The 20476-nt window shown below is 70.9% G+C and carries 27 protein-coding genes and 2 pseudogenes; 18 read left to right on the forward strand and 11 right to left on the reverse strand.

The window, feature by feature from the left end; genetic code table 11:
- The first annotated feature begins 216 nt into the window (after positions 1-216).
- Together ACIRJT_RS00460 and ACIRJT_RS00465 are read left to right on the forward strand one after the other, a co-directional pair.
- The gene (locus ACIRJT_RS00460; RefSeq protein ID WP_403902616.1) at positions 217-1179 is read left to right on the forward strand and encodes a Twin-arginine translocation pathway signal; all 963 of its coding nucleotides are present in this window, start codon (positions 217-219) and stop codon (positions 1177-1179) included.
- Positions 1180-1181: 2 nt separating this feature from the next.
- Positions 1182-1496: a 4a-hydroxytetrahydrobiopterin dehydratase gene (locus ACIRJT_RS00465; protein WP_403902619.1), complete on the forward strand. Its 315-nt coding sequence runs from the start codon at positions 1182-1184 to the stop codon at positions 1494-1496.
- Here ACIRJT_RS00465 and ACIRJT_RS00470 read toward each other — a convergent pair.
- Both ACIRJT_RS00470 and ACIRJT_RS00475 read right to left on the reverse strand, forming a co-directional pair.
- Entirely contained in the window at positions 1484-1738 is a 255-nt protein-coding gene (locus ACIRJT_RS00470) for a DUF6879 family protein (RefSeq protein ID WP_403904373.1), read from the reverse strand. The two genes, ACIRJT_RS00465 and ACIRJT_RS00470, sit on opposite strands and share 13 nt — an antisense overlap.
- A 3-nt stretch (positions 1739-1741) precedes the next feature.
- Positions 1742-2128 (reverse strand): annotated as a pseudogene (locus tag ACIRJT_RS00475) (nuclear transport factor 2 family protein).
- Between the two features lie 426 nt (positions 2129-2554).
- On the opposite strand from ACIRJT_RS00475, the gene ACIRJT_RS00480 reads away from it, so the two are divergent.
- The gene (locus ACIRJT_RS00480; protein WP_403902622.1) at positions 2555-3673 is read left to right on the forward strand and encodes a MarR family transcriptional regulator; all 1119 of its coding nucleotides are present in this window, start codon (positions 2555-2557) and stop codon (positions 3671-3673) included.
- Positions 3674-3740: 67 nt separating this feature from the next.
- On the opposite strand, the gene ACIRJT_RS00485 is transcribed toward ACIRJT_RS00480, so the two are convergent.
- Positions 3741-4205 carry a MarR family winged helix-turn-helix transcriptional regulator gene (locus tag ACIRJT_RS00485; protein ID WP_383787695.1) on the reverse strand — a complete coding sequence of 155 codons (465 nt, stop codon included), beginning with the start codon at positions 4203-4205 and terminating at the stop codon, positions 3741-3743.
- Positions 4206-4410: 205 nt separating this feature from the next.
- On the opposite strand from ACIRJT_RS00485, the gene ACIRJT_RS00490 reads away from it, so the two are divergent.
- The 15 genes from ACIRJT_RS00490 (at position 4411) to ACIRJT_RS00560 (ending at position 13181) form a co-directional block, all read left to right on the forward strand.
- Positions 4411-5070: a hydrolase gene (locus tag ACIRJT_RS00490; RefSeq protein WP_403902625.1), complete on the forward strand. Its 660-nt coding sequence runs from the start codon at positions 4411-4413 to the stop codon at positions 5068-5070.
- A 74-nt stretch (positions 5071-5144) separates the two neighbouring features.
- On the forward strand, positions 5145-5453 hold the full coding sequence (locus tag ACIRJT_RS00495; RefSeq protein WP_403902628.1) for a GNAT family N-acetyltransferase: 309 nt from the start codon (positions 5145-5147) through the stop codon (positions 5451-5453).
- Positions 5454-5546: 93 nt separating this feature from the next.
- The gene (locus tag ACIRJT_RS00500; RefSeq protein WP_403902631.1) at positions 5547-6158 is read left to right on the forward strand and encodes a class I SAM-dependent methyltransferase; all 612 of its coding nucleotides are present in this window, start codon (positions 5547-5549) and stop codon (positions 6156-6158) included.
- Positions 6159-6381: 223 nt separating this feature from the next.
- Positions 6382-6705 carry a gas vesicle protein gene (locus tag ACIRJT_RS00505; protein WP_032791414.1) on the forward strand — a complete coding sequence of 108 codons (324 nt, stop codon included), beginning with the start codon at positions 6382-6384 and terminating at the stop codon, positions 6703-6705.
- Between the two features lie 33 nt (positions 6706-6738).
- On the forward strand, positions 6739-7224 hold the full coding sequence (gvpJ, locus tag ACIRJT_RS00510) for a gas vesicle protein GvpJ (RefSeq protein WP_403902635.1): 486 nt from the start codon (positions 6739-6741) through the stop codon (positions 7222-7224).
- A 1-nt stretch (position 7225) separates the two neighbouring features.
- Positions 7226-8011, forward strand: a complete 786-nt coding sequence (locus tag ACIRJT_RS00515; RefSeq protein ID WP_403902637.1) for a GvpL/GvpF family gas vesicle protein — start codon at positions 7226-7228, stop codon at positions 8009-8011.
- Positions 8012-8013: 2 nt separating this feature from the next.
- Positions 8014-8280, forward strand: coding sequence for a gas vesicle protein GvpG (locus ACIRJT_RS00520; protein WP_003967222.1), 267 nt, complete (start codon positions 8014-8016; stop codon positions 8278-8280).
- Positions 8273-9205, forward strand: a complete 933-nt coding sequence (locus ACIRJT_RS00525; protein WP_403902640.1) for a histone protein — start codon at positions 8273-8275, stop codon at positions 9203-9205. Before ACIRJT_RS00520 ends, ACIRJT_RS00525 begins: the two co-directional genes overlap by 8 nt.
- Positions 9206-9211: 6 nt before the next feature.
- Complete coding sequence (locus ACIRJT_RS00530) at positions 9212-10351, forward strand: SRPBCC family protein (protein WP_403902643.1); 1140 nt, start codon at positions 9212-9214, stop codon at positions 10349-10351.
- Positions 10348-10740: a gas vesicle protein gene (locus tag ACIRJT_RS00535; RefSeq protein ID WP_403902646.1), complete on the forward strand. Its 393-nt coding sequence runs from the start codon at positions 10348-10350 to the stop codon at positions 10738-10740. The genes ACIRJT_RS00530 and ACIRJT_RS00535 overlap by 4 nt, the downstream gene beginning before the upstream one ends.
- Positions 10737-11567: a GvpL/GvpF family gas vesicle protein gene (locus ACIRJT_RS00540; protein ID WP_403902648.1), complete on the forward strand. Its 831-nt coding sequence runs from the start codon at positions 10737-10739 to the stop codon at positions 11565-11567. The genes ACIRJT_RS00535 and ACIRJT_RS00540 overlap by 4 nt, the downstream gene beginning before the upstream one ends.
- A 2-nt stretch (positions 11568-11569) precedes the next feature.
- On the forward strand, positions 11570-11806 hold the full coding sequence (locus ACIRJT_RS00545) for a gas vesicle protein (RefSeq protein ID WP_003967217.1): 237 nt from the start codon (positions 11570-11572) through the stop codon (positions 11804-11806).
- Entirely contained in the window at positions 11803-12099 is a 297-nt protein-coding gene (locus ACIRJT_RS00550; protein ID WP_403902651.1) for a gas vesicle protein K, read from the forward strand. Before ACIRJT_RS00545 ends, ACIRJT_RS00550 begins: the two co-directional genes overlap by 4 nt.
- Before the next feature lie 105 nt (positions 12100-12204).
- Positions 12205-12672, forward strand: coding sequence for an Asp23/Gls24 family envelope stress response protein (locus ACIRJT_RS00555; protein WP_403904375.1), 468 nt, complete (start codon positions 12205-12207; stop codon positions 12670-12672).
- 95 nt (positions 12673-12767) lie between these two features.
- The gene (locus ACIRJT_RS00560) at positions 12768-13181 is read left to right on the forward strand and encodes a DUF4259 domain-containing protein (RefSeq protein ID WP_403902654.1); all 414 of its coding nucleotides are present in this window, start codon (positions 12768-12770) and stop codon (positions 13179-13181) included.
- Between the two features lie 18 nt (positions 13182-13199).
- On the opposite strand, the pseudogene ACIRJT_RS00565 reads toward ACIRJT_RS00560, so the two are convergent.
- The 8 genes and pseudogenes from ACIRJT_RS00565 to ACIRJT_RS00600 form a co-directional block, all read right to left on the reverse strand.
- Positions 13200-13469, reverse strand: a pseudogene (locus ACIRJT_RS00565) (Uma2 family endonuclease); the annotation flags it as partial.
- Between the two features lie 107 nt (positions 13470-13576).
- Entirely contained in the window at positions 13577-14695 is a 1119-nt protein-coding gene (serC, locus tag ACIRJT_RS00570) for a phosphoserine transaminase (protein ID WP_403902657.1), read from the reverse strand.
- A 97-nt stretch (positions 14696-14792) separates the two neighbouring features.
- The gene (locus tag ACIRJT_RS00575; protein ID WP_403902660.1) at positions 14793-16022 is read right to left on the reverse strand and encodes a cytochrome P450; all 1230 of its coding nucleotides are present in this window, start codon (positions 16020-16022) and stop codon (positions 14793-14795) included.
- On the reverse strand, positions 16019-17281 hold the full coding sequence (locus ACIRJT_RS00580) for a cytochrome P450 (protein WP_403902663.1): 1263 nt from the start codon (positions 17279-17281) through the stop codon (positions 16019-16021). Before ACIRJT_RS00580 ends, ACIRJT_RS00575 begins: the two co-directional genes overlap by 4 nt.
- Positions 17278-17922, reverse strand: coding sequence for a GTP-binding protein (locus ACIRJT_RS00585; protein ID WP_403902666.1), 645 nt, complete (start codon positions 17920-17922; stop codon positions 17278-17280). The genes ACIRJT_RS00580 and ACIRJT_RS00585 overlap by 4 nt, the downstream gene beginning before the upstream one ends.
- The gene (locus ACIRJT_RS00590; protein ID WP_003967208.1) at positions 17903-18274 is read right to left on the reverse strand and encodes a DUF742 domain-containing protein; all 372 of its coding nucleotides are present in this window, start codon (positions 18272-18274) and stop codon (positions 17903-17905) included. The genes ACIRJT_RS00585 and ACIRJT_RS00590 overlap by 20 nt, the downstream gene beginning before the upstream one ends.
- A complete protein-coding gene (locus tag ACIRJT_RS00595) occupies positions 18271-18690 on the reverse strand; it encodes a roadblock/LC7 domain-containing protein (protein WP_228989666.1) in 420 nt (139 codons plus the stop codon). The genes ACIRJT_RS00590 and ACIRJT_RS00595 overlap by 4 nt, the downstream gene beginning before the upstream one ends.
- Entirely contained in the window at positions 18687-20231 is a 1545-nt protein-coding gene (locus ACIRJT_RS00600) for a sensor histidine kinase (protein WP_403902671.1), read from the reverse strand. Before ACIRJT_RS00600 ends, ACIRJT_RS00595 begins: the two co-directional genes overlap by 4 nt.
- Between the last annotated feature and the right edge of the window lie 245 nt (positions 20232-20476).

The raw sequence follows: 20476 nt of genomic DNA on the forward strand, positions 1-20476 counted from the left end.
GCTGGGGCACTCACCAGGCATGGGCAGCAGCTCTTGGACGACCGCCAGTTCACCGTCTCCGCAAGGACATGGCGTCGCTGGGAAGGCGAACGCCCGGGGTGGCCGGCCGAAGAGACCGCGATCGTTCTCCACGACGCCCTCGCCCGGTGGCCTGAAGATCTGGGCTTCACGACCCCGCCGGGCTGGATCCGGCCCGAACATCACCAGGAGGAACAGGTGAACCGCCGAGCCTTCACCTCCGTCACTGCGGCTGCGCTTGTCACCGGCCCGATGGCCCCGCAGCACGTCGACCCCGCTCTGGTCGACTACTTCCAGCAGCAGTTGGAGGGGCACTATCGGGCCGACATGTTCCTAGGACCTCACGATCTGATCGGCACGGTTTCCGCCCAGTATCAGCTCATCGACAAACTGGTGCGGTCCGCGAAGGGCGAGACACGGCGCGGGCTCCTGCGCGCGGGCGCGGCGTACGCGGCGCTCGTCGGCTGGCTGTACCAAGACGCCGGTGACATCGGCGGGGCCGCGTTCTGGAGAGGCGTGACGCAGGAGATCGCGGTGCGGTCCCGTGATGTGCACCTCATCGGGTACTCGCTCGTGAATCAGGCGCAGGTGCGCACCGACCTGGGGGACGGGCACGCGGTCGTCGAGTTGTGCGAGACCGTCCTTGACGACGCCGACCGGCTCGTACCGAAGGTGCGGATCATGGCGATGCAGCAGCAGGCGCACGGCGCCAGCCTCACCGGCGAACGCCGTGACGTCGATCAACTCCTGGACCGGGCCGGTCGCCTTCTGCCGGGCGTCGATGACGACCTGCCGTGGGGCAACGCGTGTCGCCGGACGCCTGGATACCTGGAGGTACAGCGAGCCACCTGCTACGGGCGGCTCGGCCTCGGTGCCGAAGCGGGCTCCCTGTGGACACAGGTACTGGCAGGGGTACCGGAGACGGCCCGCCGAGACCGCGGGGTGTACATGGCCCGGCAGGCGACCGCCGCCGCAGCAGCGCGGGAGCCGGACCAAGCTGTGGAGATCGCCCGCACCGTGGCCACCATCGCCATCGAGACTCGATCCGCCCGCATGCGCAGGGAACTTGACACTCTGGAACGGGCGATGCGCCCGTGGCACGATGCCCCGGTCGGCCGGGACCTTACGGAGATCCTGGCACCGGTGACCGAGGGGAACTGACGATGGGCAAGGATCCACTGCCGGACGAGGAGATCGCCCTCAGGCTGGCCGAGCTGCCGGGCTGGGTTCGCGAAGGGGACATGATCACCCGCACGTTCGAGATTCGCTACCACGGCGGTGTCGCGCTGATCGTGAACGTCGCGGACGTCGAACGGCTCGTCGGGCATCACGCGGACATCGACCTGCGATGGGACCATGTGCGGTTCGCCATCACGACACACGACGCCGGACACCGGCTCACCGCAGCCGACTTCGACCTGGCCTCGCGAATCGACCAGATCGCGGCAGCGCATCAGACGCATCCTCACAACGCCTGATCAGGGCACGGAGATCCGCCTCGGGTCGCGTGGTGCCAGGATGCATCACGCGCCTGACAGGCAGCTGCGACCTCCGCCGGGTCCTCGCTGAGGATGACGCCGAGCGTTGTGTCGTTCTCGCCGAAGACGAACCGTGCGACGAGGCTGGAGTCGAACCACCAGAAGTCGTGGTCCGGCAGGCCGATGCGACCCGGAGCCCCGAACGGGGCCGGTCCAGGAGAAAGACGGCGCCAGAGGGGAATGACTCAGGAGGCGGACGGGTCGATCTCCCCCGCGAAGACGATGACCTGGTCGATGAGGCTCCGCCGCAGATGGACGACGTCCGTTCCCGCCAGGCGGGGGCCTCCATCCGGCGTGGTGAAGACCCACTGGTACCGGGCCCACTCGTCCGGCATGTCCACCGCCGAACAGCGCACCATCGTGCCGGTCCCCGCCGGGTGGCGCCGGATGTCCAGCACGAACCGCTCGACCGCCTCGATCCCCTCACTGCGGCCCAACGGTCCCCAGAAGACCACGTCCTAGGCGAGGGCCTGGGAGAGCAGCGCAGTCACATAGCTGTCGTCCGAGGCGTTGAATGCGGAGATGAATGTGTCGATCGCGGACCGCGCGGTCTCTTCATGCTCTTCCTGCATGGCATGCACCAGTAATACCAGTCGCCTCGCGGACCGCGCTCGTCCCGTCAGCCGTCTCCCGACCATGGTGAGCCATGCCCGAGGCTCGCGACTCAAGCTCCGGCCATCGAGCTTCGGGACAGGCGGGTCACTCCTACGGGGGTACGTGGATCGGGCTCCGGCCCGAAGCTCGGGTGCCGGGGCTCGGGTGTCGGGATGCGGGACCCGTGGTTCGAGCGCCTTCTTTAACCGGTAGGCAGAAGAAGGGGTTTGGGGAAACCTCCCCTACCTCCCTGCCCTGTCACGGGCAGCAAGTATGACTAATCGTGACAGCTTGCGGCACAGCGTCACGACTGCTTACGGTGCGAGAACCAAACGACCCCGACCGGTGTTGTCGCACCGGGCCGGGGTCTTACCGCAAGATCGATAACCCAGAAAGACGATCCCTTGGCTACCCAGCACCCTAGCTCCGCCCTGCACGCCCCCGCACTCTCCGCCGCGTACCCGATGGCCAAGCCCGGCTACGGCAAACGCTCCGCACCGGATCAACTTCCCCGTGCGCGCCATGATTTCGCTCTCCTGCCGACCCGTGAGCGGTACGTCGCCGGGTTCGTCGACCACCTCCCCGATGGTGCCGCGATGAGCGTGAAGACGCTCGCGAAGCAGCTTCCGCTCTACGGCCAGCAGGCCATCTCCACCGCGCTGACGGCTCTGTCCGTCGCCGGGCATCTGCGGCGCGTGCGGTGCGCGGTCGGCGCGGGTGAGGAGACGCGCTGGGTCTTCCGCACGTTCTGGTCGCGCACGGCGCGGGACAACGAGTGGTGGAACGCTTACCTCGCCACCGAGAAGGCCGCCTTGGCCGCAGCCCCCGTACCGGCGCCGTCCGACCTCGACACGCCGCCGCCACCGTGGGCCCCGGCCGAGGAACCGCCGCCTCCCGCATCGGAGCCCCCCGACACGGGACAAGCCCCCGGCACGGGACAGGTTCCCGACACGGGACAGGCCGCCGAACCCACCGCCGTGCCGCACCAGCGCACCCCGGTCCAGGCGCCGGACGCCGAACCCGCGTCGCCCGTCCCGCGCACTCCCCCCGAGACGCCCCATGCCGTCGAAGCCAGCCCCGCCTACCTCGCCCTGGCCCGCCTCGGCCGCGACGATCACCGCCTGGCCCTCTCCGCCGACGACTGCGCCGCGCTGGAAGGGCAGGCGGCGGAATGGCTCGCGCGGGGCGTGAGCGTTGACTACCTGACCAGCGCCTTGACCGCAGGTCTCCCCGCCCAGGTCGACAGCCCCCTCGGATTCCTCCGCCGCCGCCTCACCGACAAGATCCCACCCCGCCTGACCACCGAGAACACCCGGCCCGCCACCCCCGCCCCAACCCGCCGCCTCCTCATGGAATGCACCGACTGCGGACGCCCCGGCCAGCCAGAAGCCCTCCCCGACGGCCTCTGCCGCCCCTGCCGCGATACCCACTCGTCGGGCGGAGAGGTCTCGACCCCTGCCGCTGAGGTCGCCGACGTCAAGGCGCGCATGAGCAACCTTCGCGATCTGCTCAGACCCGTCTGAGCCCGCCGCGACAAGCCGTTTTGTCCCGACGCCCGGTGCGGTACTTCGCGGCGCTGCCCGGAGCCGGTCAGTCGGGCTGCTTCTCCATGTGGGTGAGGACGCGGTTCGCGATGTGGGAGAGGGCGTCCAGCTCTTCCTCGGTGAGGGCGTCGATGAACAGTCGGCGGACATGTTCGACGTGCAGGGGGGCTGCGTCCTCGATCGCCTTCCGGCCGGCCGGGGTGGCGACGATGAACGCTCCGCGGCCGTCGTCGGGGCAGTCCTCCTTGGTCACCAGTCCGCGCTTCGCCATCCGCCCCACCTGATGGGACATACGGCTCTTCTCCCACTCCACCAGTTTGGTCAGGTCCATGAAGCGCATCCGTCCGCCGGCCTCGGTGAGTTTGGCCAGCACGATGTAGTCGGCGGGAGACATGTGGGAGTCGGCCTGTACCTGGCGCGAGAGCCGCCCGATGAGCTTCTCCTGCATGCGGATGAAGCTGTCCCAGGCGGCCTGCTGCTCCGGGGTCAGCCAGTGTGGCGGTGCGTCCATGCGAGGAGCGTAGCGAGACGGTCGGCGGCTCAGCCATGGCCGGGACGGGGCCGATCCCCCCATCGGGCGACCGGCCTCCCGTACCCCTCGGCAAATCGGCCGCCACGATGACTAGTTGACGCGTCAATCATCAATGCCTAGGGTGGATGACACGTCAACTAAATAGCTGCGGCAGGCACACGTGAAGCTCCAGAAGGGGTATCCCATGAGCACCCAGAACAAGGCCGGACTCGACGCGCTGCTGACACCGGAGGAGAGCGTCCTCGTGCTGATCGACCACCAGCCCTTCCAGTTCGCCAATCTGAACAGCCATGAGCCGACGATGATCGTCAACAACGTCGTCGGGCTCGCCAAGGCCGCCAAGGTCTACGACGTGCCGACCATCCTGACGACCGTTCTGGAGGAGCGCGGCGGACTGATCATCCAGGGCATCCAGGACGTGTTCCCGGAGCAGAAGCCGATCGACCGGACCTTCATCAACACCTGGCAGGATCAGCGGGTCGTCGACGCCGTCAAGGCGACCGGGCGGAAGAAGCTGATCCTGGCCGGGCTCTGGACGGAGATCTGCCTGGCCATGCCGGCCATCCAGGCGGCGGGCGAGGGGTTCAAGGTCTACGCCGTCACCGACGCGTCGGGGGGCGTGTCGGCCGAGGCCCACGACATGGCGGTGCGGCGCATGGTCCAGGCGGGCGTCGTGCCGATCACGTGGCTGGCCGTGATGGGAGAGTGGCAGCGCGACTGGGCCCGCGAGGAGACCATCCCGGGGGCCGCCGAGGTCCAGGCCCGGCACGGGGGCGCCACGGGGGTGGCCTTCGCCTGGGAGACGCAGCTCCTCGCCGCCGGGCGCGCCGGAAGTGTCGGCTGACGCCGGAGCTGGTAGGACGACGACGCGCCACCCGGACCGGGCCGGCGTGCGGACGAACGGAGAGAGGACGACACATGGCAGTCGAAGTGAAGGACGTTCCCGAGGCCAAGCGGTACGAGGCCCGGGTTGACGGAGAGACCGAGGTCGCGGGGTTCGCCGACTACCTCCGTACGGCGGAACTCATCGCGTTCCTCCACACCGAGGTCTCGCCCGCGTACGAGGGCAGGGGCGTCGGGTCGGCGCTGGCGCGATCCTCCCTGGACGAGGCGCGCGCCGCCGACCTGCGGGTACTGCCCACCTGCCCGTTCTACGCGGGATGGATCGCCCGGCACCCCGAATACCAGGACCTGCTGTACCAGTCACGCAGCAAGGTCAGCGACTGAAGTGGCGGGGGGAGGGGGGAGGCGCGCGCCCTCTTCCTCTCCCCGAAGTCGTCCGAGGCCGGGGTCGGTGAAGGCGCGCCTAGAGTGGCGGCCATGACTGCCTCTGACTCCACGCCCGATTTTCAGCGTGCCACCCGCGACTCGTACGACACCATGGCCCCCGCCTATGTCGAGTTCGCCCGAGGTGAGTTGGCGGCCAAGCCGCTGGAGCGTGCGCTGTTGGGCACGTTCGCGGAGCTCGTGGCGGCGGGCGGTGGTGGCCTCCCGGTGGCCGACGTCGGGTGCGGTACGGGCAGGGTGACCGCACACCTCCATGAACTGGGCCACGGGCTCGACGTGTTCGGGATCGACCTCTCCCCACGGATGGTCGCCGTGGCGCGGGAGGAGCACCCGGGCCTGCGCTTCGAGGAGGGCTCCATGCTCGACCTCGGACTCCCGGACGCCTCGCTGGGCGGGCTGCTCGCCTGGTACTCCACCATTCACGTCCCGGACGAGGAACTGCCGCGCGCCTTCGCGGAGTTCTGTCGCGTACTGGCCCCGGGGGCCCACGTACAGCTGGGCTTCCAGGTCGGGGACGAGCTGCTGCGGTTCACGGAGGCGTGGGGCATGGAGGTCTCGCTGTGGCGGGAGCGGGACACGGAAGGTCCGTTCCCGGAGCGGGCGCCGCAGGGGTTCGTTCTCGCGCGGAGGCCGCTCGCGGTCTGACCCCGGCTGCCGTCCGCCCTCGCCCGCCGCCTCTCCCACCCGGTCCGGCCGCCGCCTGTCCTGTTCGGGCCGCCCGCAGTCCCACCCGGCCCGCCCGCTGTCCGGCCCGCCCGCCTCTGCCTGTCCTGCCCGCCCGCTGTCCTGCCCGGTGCGGGCGGGAGTCGTGTCGCACCACCGGCTCACTCAGGATGCGGAGCGCCCCATAGTGACCAGACTGGTCACCATGGCAGACCAACGTTCAGCGCGCGCCGAACGCTCCTCCCCGGGGACCCGGAAGAAGTCCTCGGCCAGGAAGGGGCCCGAGCACGCGGCCCGCGCCGCTTGTCAGAGCCTGGAAGCACTGATCAGCCACCCGGCCGAGGGCGTCTCCGCTATCCGACGATCCGACGACGACGGCTGGTGCGTCGTCGTGGACGTCCTCGAAGTGCCCCGCATCCCGGACACGACCAGTCTCCTCGCCTCGTACGAGGTGCGGCTCGACGGGGCTTGCGAACTCGTGGAGTACACCCGGGTCCGCCGCTACCGGCGCGGTGCCGCCGACGAGTGACCCCACTCCGTCCGACAGCTGGAAGGACCCCCCATGACGACCACGACCTACGTCGACGGCGCCGTTCCGTGCCCGCCCCGCGCCGGCACGCTCTACGACGTGCTGGAACTCATTCTCGACCGGGGCATGGTGATCGACGTATTCGTACGCGTCTCCCTGGTCGGCATCGAGATCCTCAAGATCGACGCGCGCATAGTCGTGGCGAGCGTCGACACCTACCTGCGCTTCGCCGAGGCGTGCAACCGTCTCGACCTCGAACGTGACTCCGGCAGCACCACCGTCCCCGAGCTGCTCAGCGGCTCCGCCGCCCGGTCCATCGGCAAGCGGAAGGTGCGCAAGGCCGCCGAGTCGGTCGGCGACACCGTACGCAAGGCGGTCGGGGCCGGCGGCCACGACGACGACGACGATGACGACGAGGAAGAGGCGGAGGAACGTCCGGCGCGCCCGAAGAAGCGCCGCGCCCCCGCCCGCAGCAGCGGCAGCGGTGGCACGAGCCGTCGCCGCAGGGCGGAGGTCTGACGTGCGCGCGGACGGCCCGGGGACGGGCACGGCCGACGGGCCGGGGCTGTACGTGTACGCGGTCGTCCGGGCCGGAACGCCGCTGCCCCGGAAGTCCGGGGGCGTCGGCAGCCCACCCGCCCCGCTGCGGACGGTCGGCGTGGGCCCGGTGGCCGCGGTCGTCAGCGCCGCCCCCGCGCAGTTGCGGGCCCGGCGGCGCGACCTGCTGGCGCACCAGGAACTCCTGACGCGCCTGGCGGGGAGCGGGCCCGTCCTGCCGATGCGCTTCGGCATGATCGCACCGGACGAGGACGCGCTGCGCGCCCAGCTGACCCGGGCGGAGGCGGGCCACCTCGCCGCCCTGGACCGGGTCGCCGGGCACATCGAGATGAACGTCAAGGCCCTGCCCGCACACGACTCCCTCGCCGCACTGGTGGCGGGGGACGCGACCGTACGGCGGCTGCGCGAGGAAACCCGCAGGCGGCCCGGGTACGAGGCCAATGTGCGCCTGGGCGCGGCCGTCGCGTCCGCCCTGGCGCGCCGGGCGGGCGAGGCGGGACGGCGGGCACTGCGCGATCTGGCCCCGATGGCCCGGGCCACGGCCGGGGGCCCCGAGGTCCCCGGCTGCGCGCTCAACGTGTCCTTCCTGGTGGCGCGGGCGGACAGCGACCGATTCCGCGCGACGGCCGATCGTTTCGCGGCGGCCCACCGCGACCACGTCGAGCTCCGCCTCGCGGGGCCGCTGCCCTGCTACAGCTTCGTCGACGCCGGGCACATGAACCCGTCCGCACCGGTCGGTGGAGGCTGACGATGGGGCTGATCTCCGGACTGCTGATGCTCCCCCTCGCGCCCGCCCGGGGCGTGGTGTGGGTCGCGGAGCGGTTGCAGGACGCCGCCGAGCGCGAACTCTACGACCCCGGAGTGATCCGCGCGCAGCTGGCGGCCCTCAATCAGGAGCTCGACGAGGGACACATCGGACTGGATGAGTTCGAGGCACAAGAGGAAAGGCTGCTCGACCGGCTGTACGCGACACAGGCCGGCCGGACACCGACGACAGAAGGTGACCGACATGGATGACCAGGCAAAGGCGGCGCTCGCAGCCGCCGTAGTGGGCGGATATGTGCTGGGCCGGACGAAGAAGGGCCGGCTGGCGCTGAGCGTCGCGACCTATCTGGCGGGGCGCCGGTTCGGACTCGAACCCCGCCAGTTGGCGGCCGAGGGAATGCGCAGGCTCGGTGAGGTGCCGCAAGTCGCCGAATTGCAGGAGCAGTTGCGCGGCGAGGTTCTCGACGCCGGACGCCAGGCGGTGACGGCCGCCGCCAACCGCTCCATGGCCTCCCTGGCGGACGCCATCGGCGACCGGACGGCCCGGCTCACGGCGGCGCCGGACGACGAGGCGGACGAGGAGGACGAGGAGGACGAAGGCGAGGACGAGGGCGCGTACGAGGACGAGGACGAGGGGCCCGAGGAAGAGCCGGAAGACGAGGAGGAGGACGAGGAGGACGAGGAGGACGAGGACGAGGAGGACGAAGAGGAGGAACCCGAAGAGGAAGAAGAGCCCGAAGAGGACGAGCCCGAAGAGGACGAGCCCGAAGAGGACGAGCCCGAAGAAGAGGAAGAGGCGGCCCCGCCGCAGCCTTCCCGGGCGAGGAAGTCCCCTGCCCGGAAGGCGGCCCCGGCCAAGAAGACTGCGGGGAAAAAGGCAGCTCCGGCCAGGAGGTCGGCGGAGAAGAAGTCCGCCCCGGCCAAGAAGACTGCGGGGAAGAAGGCAGCTCCGTCCAAGAAGGCTGCTCCGGCCAAGAAGGCCCCGGCGAAGAAGGCTCCCGCCAAGAAGGCCGCTCCCGCCAAGAAGGCCGCTCCAGCGAAGAAGGCCTCGGCGAAGAAGACCGCACCGGCCAAGAAGCCCGCCGCCAAGAAGTCCGCCCCCCAGAAGTCTGCCGCGAAGAAGACAGCGACGTCGTCGAAGCGGTCAGCATCCAAGCGCGCCGATCGCCGGAGGTAGTCAGCCATGGCAACGACGGACAAGGACGAATCCGAGGCTCCGGCGGAGTCGGGTGTCGGCCGCATCAAAGAAGAACTGTCGAAATTCGCCGGCGCTCAGGTCCAGCAGCTCGCCGAAAAGGCGGGCGGCAAACTCAAGGATCTCACCGGCCAGTTGACCGACGCGGCCGGGGAGGGCGGCTCTCTGCCCGCCATCGGGTCTCGCGTGCTCCAGGGCGAGTCCCCGGTGAAGGCGTTCGTCTCGGAGAAGGCCAAGGGCGCGAAGGACGCGGTGGTGGACAAGGCGAAGAGCGCGCTCGGTGGGGGCGGTGGCAAGGGTAACCGCAAGGCCGGCGGCGGCAAGTTCATGAACATCATCGAAGTGATCGACGTCGGCGTGCCCCTGCGTACCGCCTACGACGCCTGGACGCAGTACGAAGAGTTCAGCGGCTTCATGAAGGGCGTCCAGAGCGTCTCCAAGGGCGAGGACGAGGAAAGCGACTGGAAGGTCAAGGTCGGCCCCTCCTCCCGCAGCTTCAAGGCCACGGTGCAGGAACAGGTGCCCGACGACCGGATCGTCTGGACCTCCGAGGGCGCCAAGGGCAGCACACGCGGAGCCATCAGCTTCCATGAGCTGGCTTCGAACCTGACCCGCGTCGTGCTGGTCATGGAGTACTACCCGTCCGGGTTCTTCGAGAAGACGGGCAACCTCTGGCGTGCCCAGGGCCGCCGCGTACGGCTGGACTTCAAGCACTTCCAGCGGTACGTGACCCTCACCGAAGAAGAGCCCGAGGGGTGGCGCGGCGAGATCCGCGACGGCGAGGTGGTGGTCAGCCACGAGGAGGCCGTCGAGCGCGAGGAAGCGGAAGAGGCCGAGGACGGGGAGGGCGAGGACGAGGAGTACGGCGAAGAGGAGCCTGAGGAGGAGGACGAGGACGAGGAGGACGAGGAGGACGAGGAGGAGCCCGAGGAGGACGAGGAGGAGTCTGGGGAGGACGAAGACGAGGACGAGGAAGACGAGGAGGAGGAGCCGGAGGAAGACGAGGAAGACGAGGAAGACGACGAGGAAGACGAGGACGAGGAGCCGGAAGACGGCGAGGAAGAACCGGAGGAGCCGCCCGCCAAGAAGCGCGCGAGTCGCAGGCGCCGGTCCGGGGCCTCGCGGTGACCGACCTCGACTTCCGGCAGGGAGGGCCGCCGGCCAACGGCCCTCAGACCACCAACCTCGCCGACATCCTCGAACGCGTCCTGGACAAGGGCATCGTCATCGCCGGGGACATCAAGATCGACCTCCTCGACATCGAACTCCTCACCATCCGGCTCCGTCTCTTCGTGGCATCCGTCGACACCGCGAAGAAGGCGGGCATCGACTGGTGGGAGACCGATCCGGCCCTCAGCTCCCGGGCGAAGCGCGACGCTCTGGAGGACGAGAACCGCCGGCTGCGGGAACGCCTCCAGGCCCTCGAACCGGCCACGGACGAGACCGACGCCCTGGACCCGTACCGGAACACCGGCAGGGATGACAGGGGCAACAACAAGGAGACCGGGCAGAGATGACGCACCCCGCACCCGCGGACAGGGGGCCGGACACCGGTGTCACCTACGTGTTCGCCGTCTGCCGGGGCACCCGTGCCGTGAACACGGCCGATGTCACCGGCCCGGTCGGTATGCCCGGCGGTAGGGCCGTCCGGCTGCTGCCCTCCGGGCCGCTCACCGCCGTGGTCCAGACCGTCCCGGCCGCCGACTTCACGGACGAGGTCTGGCAGGCGCGGCTTTCCGACCCGCGTGAGATCGAGCGGTACGCCCGGGCCCACCACGAGGTCGTGTCCGCCGCGGCCGCTCACGGGCCCGCCGTACCGCTGCCCCTCGCCACGCTCTACCACGACGACGACCGGGCCCGTCGTGCGCTCGATGACGAGGCGCACCGGTTCCACCGGGTGCTGAAGCGCATCGCGCACCACGCCGAGTGGGGCGTGAAGGTGTACGAGCCCCCGGCCGCTCCCGAGGAACCCGAGGAGAGGGAGCCCGCCATCGCCGGGGGCGGCGGGCGCGGGGCTCCCGCCGCCGGTGCGGGGCTCGCCTACCTGAACCGCAGGCGCGGGGTCCAGGAGCGACGTGAGCGCCGCCGGGAACAGGCCCTGTCCGTCGCGGAATCCGTGGACGCCGAACTCCGTGAACTGGCCGCCGCGTCGCGCCGCCTCCGTACGCACGGAGCCGTACCGGGGGGTGACGGCCGGGTGCACGTGCTCAACGCCACGTATCTCGTGGCCGAGCACAGGTCGGAGGAACTGGGCTCTCTGGTACGGGGTCTGGGCGAGCGGACCGGGGCGCGGATCGAGCTGACCGGCCCCTGGGTGCCGTACTCCTTCGTCGGGGAGGTGTAGCCGTGGCAGCGGCGGAGCGCGCGGTGGTCCCCTGGGACAGCCCGGAGCCCTTGAGCGGGCCCATCGGGGTGCCACTGGTCGACCTGCTGGACCGTGTTCTGGCGACCGGTGTCGTCGTCAGCGGGGACCTGGTGATCGCCATCGCCGACGTCCCTCTGGTGCGGGTGTCACTGCACGCCCTGCTGTCGTCGGTCAGCGAGCGGGTTCCGGCGCCCTGGGCCGACGGGGGGCCGCTGTGACGGGCCCGGGCAAGGCCCCGGGGACACGGGTCGATCTGGACTCCGAGCAGATGGGGCGGGACCTGGTGGCCCTGGTCCTCACCGTGGTGGAGCTGCTCCGGCAGCTGATGGAACGGCAGGCGATCCGCCGGGTCGAACAGGGCGACCTCAGCGACGAGCAGGTCGAGGAGATCGGGACCACGCTCATGCTGCTCGACCAGCGGATGAAGGAGCTCTGCGACCAGCACGGGGTGCGACCCGAGGACCTCAACCTGGACCTCGGACCGCTGGGGACGCTGCTGCCCCGCGACTGAGGCCGGGCAACTCGAATGGCGGATGGCCACGGGCAGGCGGAGAGTGAGGAGGGGGCCGCACGGGCGGGAGGAGCGCCCGTGGCAATCACTCTCTGTGAGGCGGACATGGTCGACATCGAATCTCGGAGCGGAAACCCGGCGACCAGCGGCGGGAACCAGGGAAGCGCCGTGCGCGGCAGGACCACCATCGCCGACGGCGTCGTGGCCACCATCGCGGAGATCGCCATCCGTGAGACCGACGGCGTTCACTCGGTGGGCAAGGGCGCGTCGAAGGCGCTGGGCGCCGTGACGGGCAGGGTGTCCGGGTCCTCGGGCAGGGGACGGACCGTGAAGGTCGAGGTGGGCGAGAAACAGACGGCGATCGACGTCGACGTCGAGGTGGATTACGGGGTTCCGATCCACGAGCTGGCCGACCGGATCCGCACGGAAGTCGTCGATGCCGTGGAGACGATGACGGGGCTGGAGGTCGTCGAGATCAACATCAACGTCTTCGACGTGCACATCCCGGACGAGGACGACGAGGACGGCTCGGACGACGCCGATTCCGGACGAGGCGGTTCCCGCGTGCAGTGAGCCCGAGCCCGGCCCGGCCGACTGTCAGTGGCGGCTGTGAGGATGGAGGCACCGGCACGACGGGCTGACCGGCACGGCGGAATGAGGGGGACTCCATGGGCGCGTGGGACATCGGCCACTTCGACAACGACACCGCGGCCGACTTCGGCGGGCGGGTCGACGACGCGGAGCGCGGGGAGAAGGCGGACGTGTTGCGGGACGTCCTGACCGCCGTGGCGGGCACCGGGCCGGAGGACTACGCGGACCCCGGGGAGGAGGCGGTGGCCGCCGCCGCGCTGGTCGCCGCCCAGTGCCCCGGGGGAGAGCCCGTCACCACCGCGTACGGCCCGAAGGAGCCGCTGCCGCCGCTCCCCGCCGATCTGCGCCCGCTGGCCGTCCGTGCCCTGGACCGCCTCACCGCGAAGAACGCGGAGCCGCTGGACCTGTGGGCGGACGCCGGCGCGGACCAGGAGTGGCTGGCCGGGATAGCCGCGTTGCGCGCGGTGCTGGTGGGGGCGTCGGCGGAGTAGGCCGCCCGCTTCCTCCCGCTCGATCAGGTGCGCGTCGAAGTCGGCGTCCACGATCGACAGGTCGGGGATCACGTAGTCCTCGGGGCCGCTGGGGAGCCACAGGCCGACGGCCTGGAGGACTTCGGTCTCGCCGTCGTCGAGCCCGGCGGCAAGGAGGGGGACCATGATCGTGGTCAGTGTGTCGGCGTGAAGGCCGTCCCGGAGCGGCGCCACGGTGATCATGCCGTCGATGATCTCGACGCGATACCCCGGAAGCCGGTCCAGGAGTCGATTCGCTGCTTCCAACAACGATTCCCGAGGTTGGCGCAGAAACGGCCCGGCACACCGCGTGGGTGCCGGGCCGTCTCCGTACGGTCGAGAACCGGGAAGTCACAGCTTCTCGATCACGCAGTCAGTTACAGCTTCTCGATCACGTAGTCGACGCACGCCGTCAGCGCCTGGACGTCCGCCGGGTCGATCGCCGGGAACATCGCCACGCGCAGCTGGTTGCGGCCGAGCTTGCGGTACGGCTCGGTGTCCACGATGCCGTTGGCGCGCAGCACCTTGGCGACGGCCGCCGCGTCGATCTCGTCCGCGAAGTCGATCGTGCCGATGACCTGCGAGCGCTTCGCCGGGTCCGTGACGAACGGGGTGGCGTACTTCGACCCGTCGGCCCAGCCGTAGAGGTGGCCCGACGAAGCCGCCGTGCGGCCCGTCGTGAAGTCCAGGCCGCCCTGGGTGTTCATCCACTTCAACTGCTCGTTCAGCAGGAAGAGGGTGGAGAGCGCCGGGGTGTTGTACGTCTGGTTCTTGAGGGAGTTGTCGATCGCGGTGGGCAGCGAGAAGAACTCCGGGATGTGCCGGCCCGAGGCGTGGATCCGGGCGGCGCGCTCCAGGGCGGCCGGGGAGAACACGGCGACCCACAGGCCGCCGTCGGAGGCGAAGGACTTCTGCGGGGCGAAGTAGTAGACGTCGGACTCGGTGATGTCGACCGGCAGGCCGCCCGCACCGGAGGTGGCGTCCACCAGGACGAGGGAGCCCTCGTCGGCGCCCGCGACGCGCTTGACCGGGGCCGCGACACCGGTGGAGGTCTCGTTGTGGGTGAAGGCGTAGACGTCGACGCCCGCCTCGGCCTTCGGGTCCGGGTGGGTGCCCGGGTCGGAGGCGATGACGGTGGGGTCGGACAGCCAGGGCGCGAGCTTCGCGGCCTTGGCGAACTTGGACGAGAACTCGCCGAAGTTCAGGTGCTGGGACTTCGACTCGATCAGTCCGTGCGTCGCGACGTCCCAGAAGGCGGTGGAGCCGCCGTTGCCGAGGACGACCTCGTACCCCTCGGGGAGGGAGAAGAGGCTGCGCACGCCGTCCCGTACCTCGCCGACCAGGTTCTTGACCGGGGCCTGGCGGTGGGACGTACCGAGGAGAGAGGTGCCGGTGGCGGCCAGCGCGTCGAGCGCCTCCGTCCGCACCTTGGAAGGACCGGCGCCGAAGCGTCCGTCTGCGGGCTTGATGTCAGCGGGAATCTGGATGTCGGCCACGGGACGGAGCGTAGTCCCTCGGTGGCACGGCTCAGCAACCGTGTCCGTCGGATGAGACGCGCGCTCCGGCCCGTGGAGACCCGGGTAGAGGGAGGAGCTAGGCGTCGTGGCCGAACGGGCAGCCCAGCTCCACCGGCAGTTCGTGCAGGTCGTTCTGGGTCACGATCGGCTTGTTGCGCAGTTCGGCGGCGGGCACCGCCAGGTCCAGTTCCGGGAACCGCTCGTACAGCGCCGGGAGCGCGATGCCCGCCTCCAGGCGGGAGAGCGCCGCACCCGGGCAGATGTGCGGGCCGTGGCCGAAGGCGATGTGGCGGTTCGGGGTGCGGGTGGCGTCGAACTCGCCGGCCGTCGGGCCGTACTGCTCCTCGTCGCGGCCCAGCGCGCCGAACGAGACGATCAGGGCCTCGCCCTTCGGCAGGGTCTTGTCGCCGACCTCGATGTCCTCCGTCGCGAAGCGGATCAGGACGTGCGAGGTCGGGGTGTTCCAGCGCAGCGTCTCCTCGATCACGCCGTCCCACCCGATCTCCCCGTTCAGCACCTTCCTGCGCTGCTCGGGGTGGGTCGCCAGCGCCTCCACGACGTTGACGATCAGGCTGATCGTGGTCTCGTGCCCGGCGGCGATGATCAGTTGCAGCGTGTTGACGATCTCCTCGTCACTGAGGTGGTCGCCGTCCTCGGAGGCCGCGATCAGGGCGCTGGTCAGGTCGTCGCCCGGGTTCGCCCGCTTGGAGTCGACGATCTTCGTGAAGAGGGTCCCGAGGTCCGCCATCATCTGCGGGACCTCCTCCGGCGGCGTCTGCGTCGAGAAGAACTTCTCGAACAACTCCTTCAACCGCGGGTGGTCCGCCGCGTCCACGCCCATCAGTTCGCTGATCACGTTCATGGGGAGGGGATAGGCGAACTCGGCCTTCAGGTCCACCGGCGCTCCGGCCGGGAGGGCCGCCAGCCGCTCCAGGCTCGCGTTCGTCAGCGTTTCGATCCCGGCGCGCAGCCGCTCCACCCGCTTCACCGTGAGCGCCTGCGCCACCAGCGTACGGAGACGGCGGTGGTCCGCACCGTCGACCGTCAGCATCGAGCGGCCCGGGTTGGCCAGGCCGATCAGCGGCCAGTCCATCGGTATCTCGCCGCGCTGCCAGGCGTTCCAGACGTTGATGTCCTTGACCACGCGGCTGTCGGTGAGCAGCGCGCGGGCCTCCGCGTGGCGGGTGACCGCGTACACGTGTACACCGCCGGGCAGCTCCACCTCGGCCAGCGGGCCGGCGGCCCGCAGCGCGGCGCTCTCGCCGTCGAGGTCTCTGACGAAGGGGTCGAGCGTGATGCGGGTCATGCGGGGCCTCCGAAGTTTCCGGGTCTTCCGACGGCGGGGGTGGGTGTGAAGAGCACCGGCAGGTCGGTCAGCCCGCGCAGCCAGGGCGACGGGCGGCGGGTGAGCTGCTCGGCGGGGACGGCGAGGTCCACGTCCGGCAGCCGGTCGAGCAGGACCTCGATGCCGGTACGGGCGATGACCTCGGCGGTCTCCTGGGCCGGGAACGGGCAGCGGTGCTCGCCGTGGCCGAAGGAGAGGAAGGCGTTGTTGCCGCCGGTCAGTGCCGAGGCGTGGGTCCGCACCTGCGGGTCGCCGTTGGCGGCGGCGATCCCCAGGAGCAGCAGGTCGCCGGCGCGGATGTGGCGGCCGCCGAGGTGCGTGTCGCGGGCGGCCCAGCGGCCGGCCACGTTCTGGGTGGGGGTGTCCTCCCAGAGGACCTCGTTCATCGCCTCGGCGACGCTGTGCCGGCCGCCCGAGAGCGAGGCGGCGAACCGGTCGTCGGTGAGCATCAGCCGCAGCGAGTTGCCCATCCAGTCGGCGGTCGGCTGGTGGCCGGCCGCCATCATCACCATGAGGTCCTGGGCGACCTCCTCGTCGGTGAAGCCGCCGGGGTCGGCGAGCATCCGGGTGGCGACGTCGTCACCGGGCTCGGCGTGCTTGTCGGCCAGCAGCTGGAACATCGACGTGCCGAGGTGCTGCTGTCCGGCGAGCGCCCGTTCCCGGCCGTCGATCATGTCGTTGATCGCGCCGACCAGCGGGTGGGCCTCCTCGTCGGAGAAGCCGTAGATCCTGGCCAGCACGAGGGCCGGCAGCAGCTTGGCGTACTCCGCGATGATGTCGACCGAGCCCTTGGTGCAGAACCGGTCGATCAGCTCGTCGGCGAACTCCTCCGCGTACCGCTTCAGGGAGAACGGGTCGACTCCCTCCAGCGCGTTGCTGATCATCATGGCGCGGACGCTGTGGCGCTCGCCGACCGTGTAGAGGATCGAGGGCTGCTTGCGCCCGATCATCGGCAGCAGCGGCCAGTCGTCGGGGATGCGGTCCCACTGGTTCCACAGGTCGGAGTCCCGGCTGAAGAGGGCCGGGTCGCCGGTGACCTGGTGCAGTTCGCGGTAGCCGAGGACGAGCCAGGCGGGCACGTCGCCGTCGAGGACGACGGGGGCGATCGCCCCGTGGTCGCGCCGCATGTCCCGGTAGAGCTGGACGGGGTCGCTCTGGAAGCGGGGCCCGGACAGGGGGACGGACCCGTGGGTGACGGGGCAGCCGGAGACAGGGGTCACGGGGCGGGCTCCGGGGTCGGGCCGGCCGCCGCCAGGGCCGCCTCGGGGGCGCGGAGGCGGGCGGCGGAGAGCGCGGCGAGGTGTTCGACGAGCGTGATGAGCACGTACTTGCTGGACGAGCGGTCGCGGGCGTCGCACTCCACCAGCGGTACGTCCTCCGAGAGGTCCAGGGCCTCGCGGATCTGCTGCTCGCTGTGGAGCGGGCCGCCGAAGTCGTTGCACGCCACGATGAACGGCGTGCCGTGGTGCTCCAGGCGGTCGATGGCGTACCAGGAGTCGGCGAGCCGCCGGGTGTCGACGAGGACGACCGCGCCGAGCGTGCCGGAGAACAGCCGGTCCCACAGGAACCAGAAGCGCTCCTGTCCGGGCGCGCCGAAGAGGTACAGCACGGAGCGTTCGTCGAGGGTGATGCGGCCGAAGTCGAACGCCACGGTGGTGGACGACTTGGCCTGGATGCCGTCGAGGTGGTCGACGGCCTCGCCCGCGCGGGTCATGCTCTCCTCCGTGTTGAGCGGACGGATCTCGCTCACGGATCGGACCATGGTGGTCTTGCCGACCCCGAAGCCGCCGACGACAACGATCTTCAGTCCGTTGTCGGCCGTCGCGCTCAGGGCGGCGCGGTCAGAGGTTGCGGAGTCCAACGAGCACCTGTTCCAGGATGTCGGGGTCGGGGAGCCGGTCCGCGACACGGGCTGTACGGGGGTGGCGGGCGCTGATCCGGCCGGTGTCGAGCAGGTCGCACAGCATGATGCGGACGATGCTGACCGGCAGGTTCAGGGTCGCGGCTATCTCGACGACGGCGGTGGGTCCCTGGCACATCCGCAGGATCGCGACGTGCTCGGACTGCATCCCGGGGGCCGGGTCGCACTCGGCGACGACGAGCGTCACCAGGTCGAACGCGGCGGAGTCGGAGCGGCTGCGGCCCCCGGTGAGGGTGTACAGCCGGTCCGGATCCTCGTCGCGGCCCGGTCGGGGGCGGGGTGCCGTCGTCATACGGCCGGGGTCTCGGCGGGTTCGCGCGGCGGCGCGACGAGGTGTTCGCCGAGCTGCTCGACGAGCTCGCTCATGTTGTGGCCGACGAGGCCCACGTCGGAGTCCTCGTCGGCGACGACGGCCAGGTGGGCCCCGGCTCCCGCCTCGACGATGAACAGCACGCCGCCGTAGAACTCGGCCATCGCGGACCGTACGCCGCCGGTGCCGTCGCCGAATTCGATGGACGCTCCGTGCGAGAGGCTCTGGATCCCGGCGGAGATCGCGGCCAGCTGGTCGGCCTGGTCGACGGAGAGCTCGGGGGTGCGGCACAGCTTGAGGCCGTCGCGGGACAGGACGAGGGCGTGGCGGGTACCGGGGGTGCGGTCGAGCAGCCCCTCCAGCAGCCAGTTGAGCTTCTCGTCGGTGGTCGCGGTCATCGGGTGTTGCCTTCCGGGTGCGTGGAGTTGGCCCGTACCGCCTTGCTGAAGGTGCTGAAGCGCGCTGCCTGGACCTTCGGGTCGGTGGTGCGGGCCCGGGGGGTGTCGGCTCCGCCGGGGGTGGCGTTGCCGGTACGGGACTCGGCGGCGGCCAGCGTGCGGCCTCGGCGGCGCTTGGGCAGGCCGCTCTCGCCGAACGCGGGCACGGCGCCCGTGGACTCGGACTCCGACTCCGCCGCCGGGGTCGGGGGCGTGGAGGCGTCGTCCTCGGGGAGGGACCGGGCCGCGGGGGCGGCGCCGGTGGGGTCCGCTCCGGCGGCCGAGGCGTGCGAGGGCTCCGGTTCGGCGGGGGCGGTGGCGGTGGCCGGGGCCGCCGGGGCCGCGACAGCCTGGGCCGGGATCGCCGGCGCGGGTGCGGGCGAGCGGGAGATGAGGTCCTGGGGGAGCATCATCAGCGCGCCGGTGCCGCCCCGGGCGGACGGCCGGAAGGAGACGGTCAGACCGTGCTTGCGGGCCAGCCTGCCGACGACGGCGAGCCCGAGGCGGGTGCCGGAGAGGTTGGTGAGGTCCTGGTGATCGGCGGAGACCGCCTTCTCGGCGCGGCGCAGCTGCACCTCGCTCATGACGAGCCCGCTGTCCTCGACGGTGATGACGATGCCCGCCGGGACCTCCTCCACGTACACATGGACCTCGGCGGTGGGCGGCGAGAAGTTGGCAGCGTTGTCGAGGAGTTCGGCGAGCGCGTGCATGACGCCCTCGGCCGCGTGGCCGGCGATGGCGACATCGCTGGTGGAGTGCAGGCGGACCCGCTGGTAGCTGCCGATCCGGCCCATCGCGCCGCGCAGGATCGACTCCATGACGATCGGCTTCGCCCAGCGCCGGCCGGAACGGGCCCCGGTCAGCACGGCGATGGAGTCGGCGAGGCGGCCCGCCTGGGCGGTGCGGTGGTCCAGGTGGAGCAGGTCCCCGAGGACGGACTCGTCGGAGTGCCGGTGCTCCATCTCGCGGAGGTCGGCCAGCATGCTGGTGGCCAGCGCCTGCATCCGCCCCGCCGCGTTGGCGCAGGCGGCGACGGCCGCGGAGCGCTCGGTCTCGGCGCGGGTGGCACGGGCGGTCAGCCGGTCGACGGAGACGGCCAGCCGGCCCTGTTCGGCGGCGGCGGCCGCGGCGATCCGCTCGTTCTCGGCGCGGGCGTCGGCGGCGACGCGGGCGGTCTCGGCGGAGGCGGCGCCCTTGATCCGGGCGGTCTCCGCGGTGAAGCGCTGGCCCTCGACGGCGGAGGCGGAGACCAGGCGCGAGGTCTCGGCGGTGAACCGCTGGGCGTCGGCGGCCCGCAGGGCGCGCAGGGTCCGCGCGGTCCCCAGGGTGTGGACGGTGATGGCCACGCAGACGCTCAGCAGCACGGCGGCTGCGCCCGCGCCCCAGGCCAGCGGGGTCCGTACCTCGTCGGGGGCCGCGGCGACGCCCCACAGGGTCAGCGTGCCGGTTGCGGCTGCCGAGATCAGCAGGGCGAGTGCGGTGGGCCGGTGTGAGGGGCGCAATCGGAGTCCTCGGTGGCGGACGGTGCGGGACGGTATGAGGCGGTGCTGAGTGGAGCGAGACGGTGCGAAGTGGTGCGGAGTGGTGCGGAGTGGTGCGAAGTGGTGCGAAGTGGTGCGAACAAGGTGAAATCGGCCAGTCGAATTCAGGACAGTTCAGCACGGGTGTGGGCGATCCTGCACAACTGGAGCTGCCAATTCCTGCGCAAGTCTTGGTCACTATAGGAGACTTGACGGTCTGTTTGGGA

Origin of the sequence: Streptomyces sp. NPDC102283 (assembly GCF_044766265.1) — a bacterium.
GTDB lineage: Bacteria > Actinomycetota > Actinomycetes > Streptomycetales > Streptomycetaceae > Streptomyces.

Bases quoted from the DNA above. Each gene is read 5' to 3' on its own strand.
- ACIRJT_RS00465 (WP_403902619.1), top strand. From the start codon at position 1,182: ATGGGCAAGGATCCACTGCCGGACGAGGAGATCGCCCTCAGGCTGGCC.
- ACIRJT_RS00485 (WP_383787695.1), bottom strand. From the start codon at position 4,205: ATGGACGCACCGCCACACTGGCTGACCCCGGAGCAGCAGGCCGCCTGG.
- ACIRJT_RS00490 (WP_403902625.1), top strand. From the start codon at position 4,411: ATGAGCACCCAGAACAAGGCCGGACTCGACGCGCTGCTGACACCGGAG.
- ACIRJT_RS00495 (WP_403902628.1), top strand. From the start codon at position 5,145: ATGGCAGTCGAAGTGAAGGACGTTCCCGAGGCCAAGCGGTACGAGGCC.
- ACIRJT_RS00500 (WP_403902631.1), top strand. From the start codon at position 5,547: ATGACTGCCTCTGACTCCACGCCCGATTTTCAGCGTGCCACCCGCGAC.
- ACIRJT_RS00505 (WP_032791414.1), top strand. From the start codon at position 6,382: ATGGCAGACCAACGTTCAGCGCGCGCCGAACGCTCCTCCCCGGGGACC.
- gvpJ (WP_403902635.1), top strand. From the start codon at position 6,739: ATGACGACCACGACCTACGTCGACGGCGCCGTTCCGTGCCCGCCCCGC.
- ACIRJT_RS00520 (WP_003967222.1), top strand. From the start codon at position 8,014: ATGGGGCTGATCTCCGGACTGCTGATGCTCCCCCTCGCGCCCGCCCGG.
- ACIRJT_RS00525 (WP_403902640.1), top strand. From the start codon at position 8,273: ATGGATGACCAGGCAAAGGCGGCGCTCGCAGCCGCCGTAGTGGGCGGA.
- ACIRJT_RS00530 (WP_403902643.1), top strand. From the start codon at position 9,212: ATGGCAACGACGGACAAGGACGAATCCGAGGCTCCGGCGGAGTCGGGT.
- ACIRJT_RS00540 (WP_403902648.1), top strand. From the start codon at position 10,737: ATGACGCACCCCGCACCCGCGGACAGGGGGCCGGACACCGGTGTCACC.
- ACIRJT_RS00555 (WP_403904375.1), top strand. From the start codon at position 12,205: ATGGTCGACATCGAATCTCGGAGCGGAAACCCGGCGACCAGCGGCGGG.
- ACIRJT_RS00560 (WP_403902654.1), top strand. From the start codon at position 12,768: ATGGGCGCGTGGGACATCGGCCACTTCGACAACGACACCGCGGCCGAC.
- ACIRJT_RS00575 (WP_403902660.1), bottom strand. From the start codon at position 16,022: ATGACCCGCATCACGCTCGACCCCTTCGTCAGAGACCTCGACGGCGAG.
- ACIRJT_RS00590 (WP_003967208.1), bottom strand. From the start codon at position 18,274: ATGACGACGGCACCCCGCCCCCGACCGGGCCGCGACGAGGATCCGGAC.
- ACIRJT_RS00595 (WP_228989666.1), bottom strand. From the start codon at position 18,690: ATGACCGCGACCACCGACGAGAAGCTCAACTGGCTGCTGGAGGGGCTG.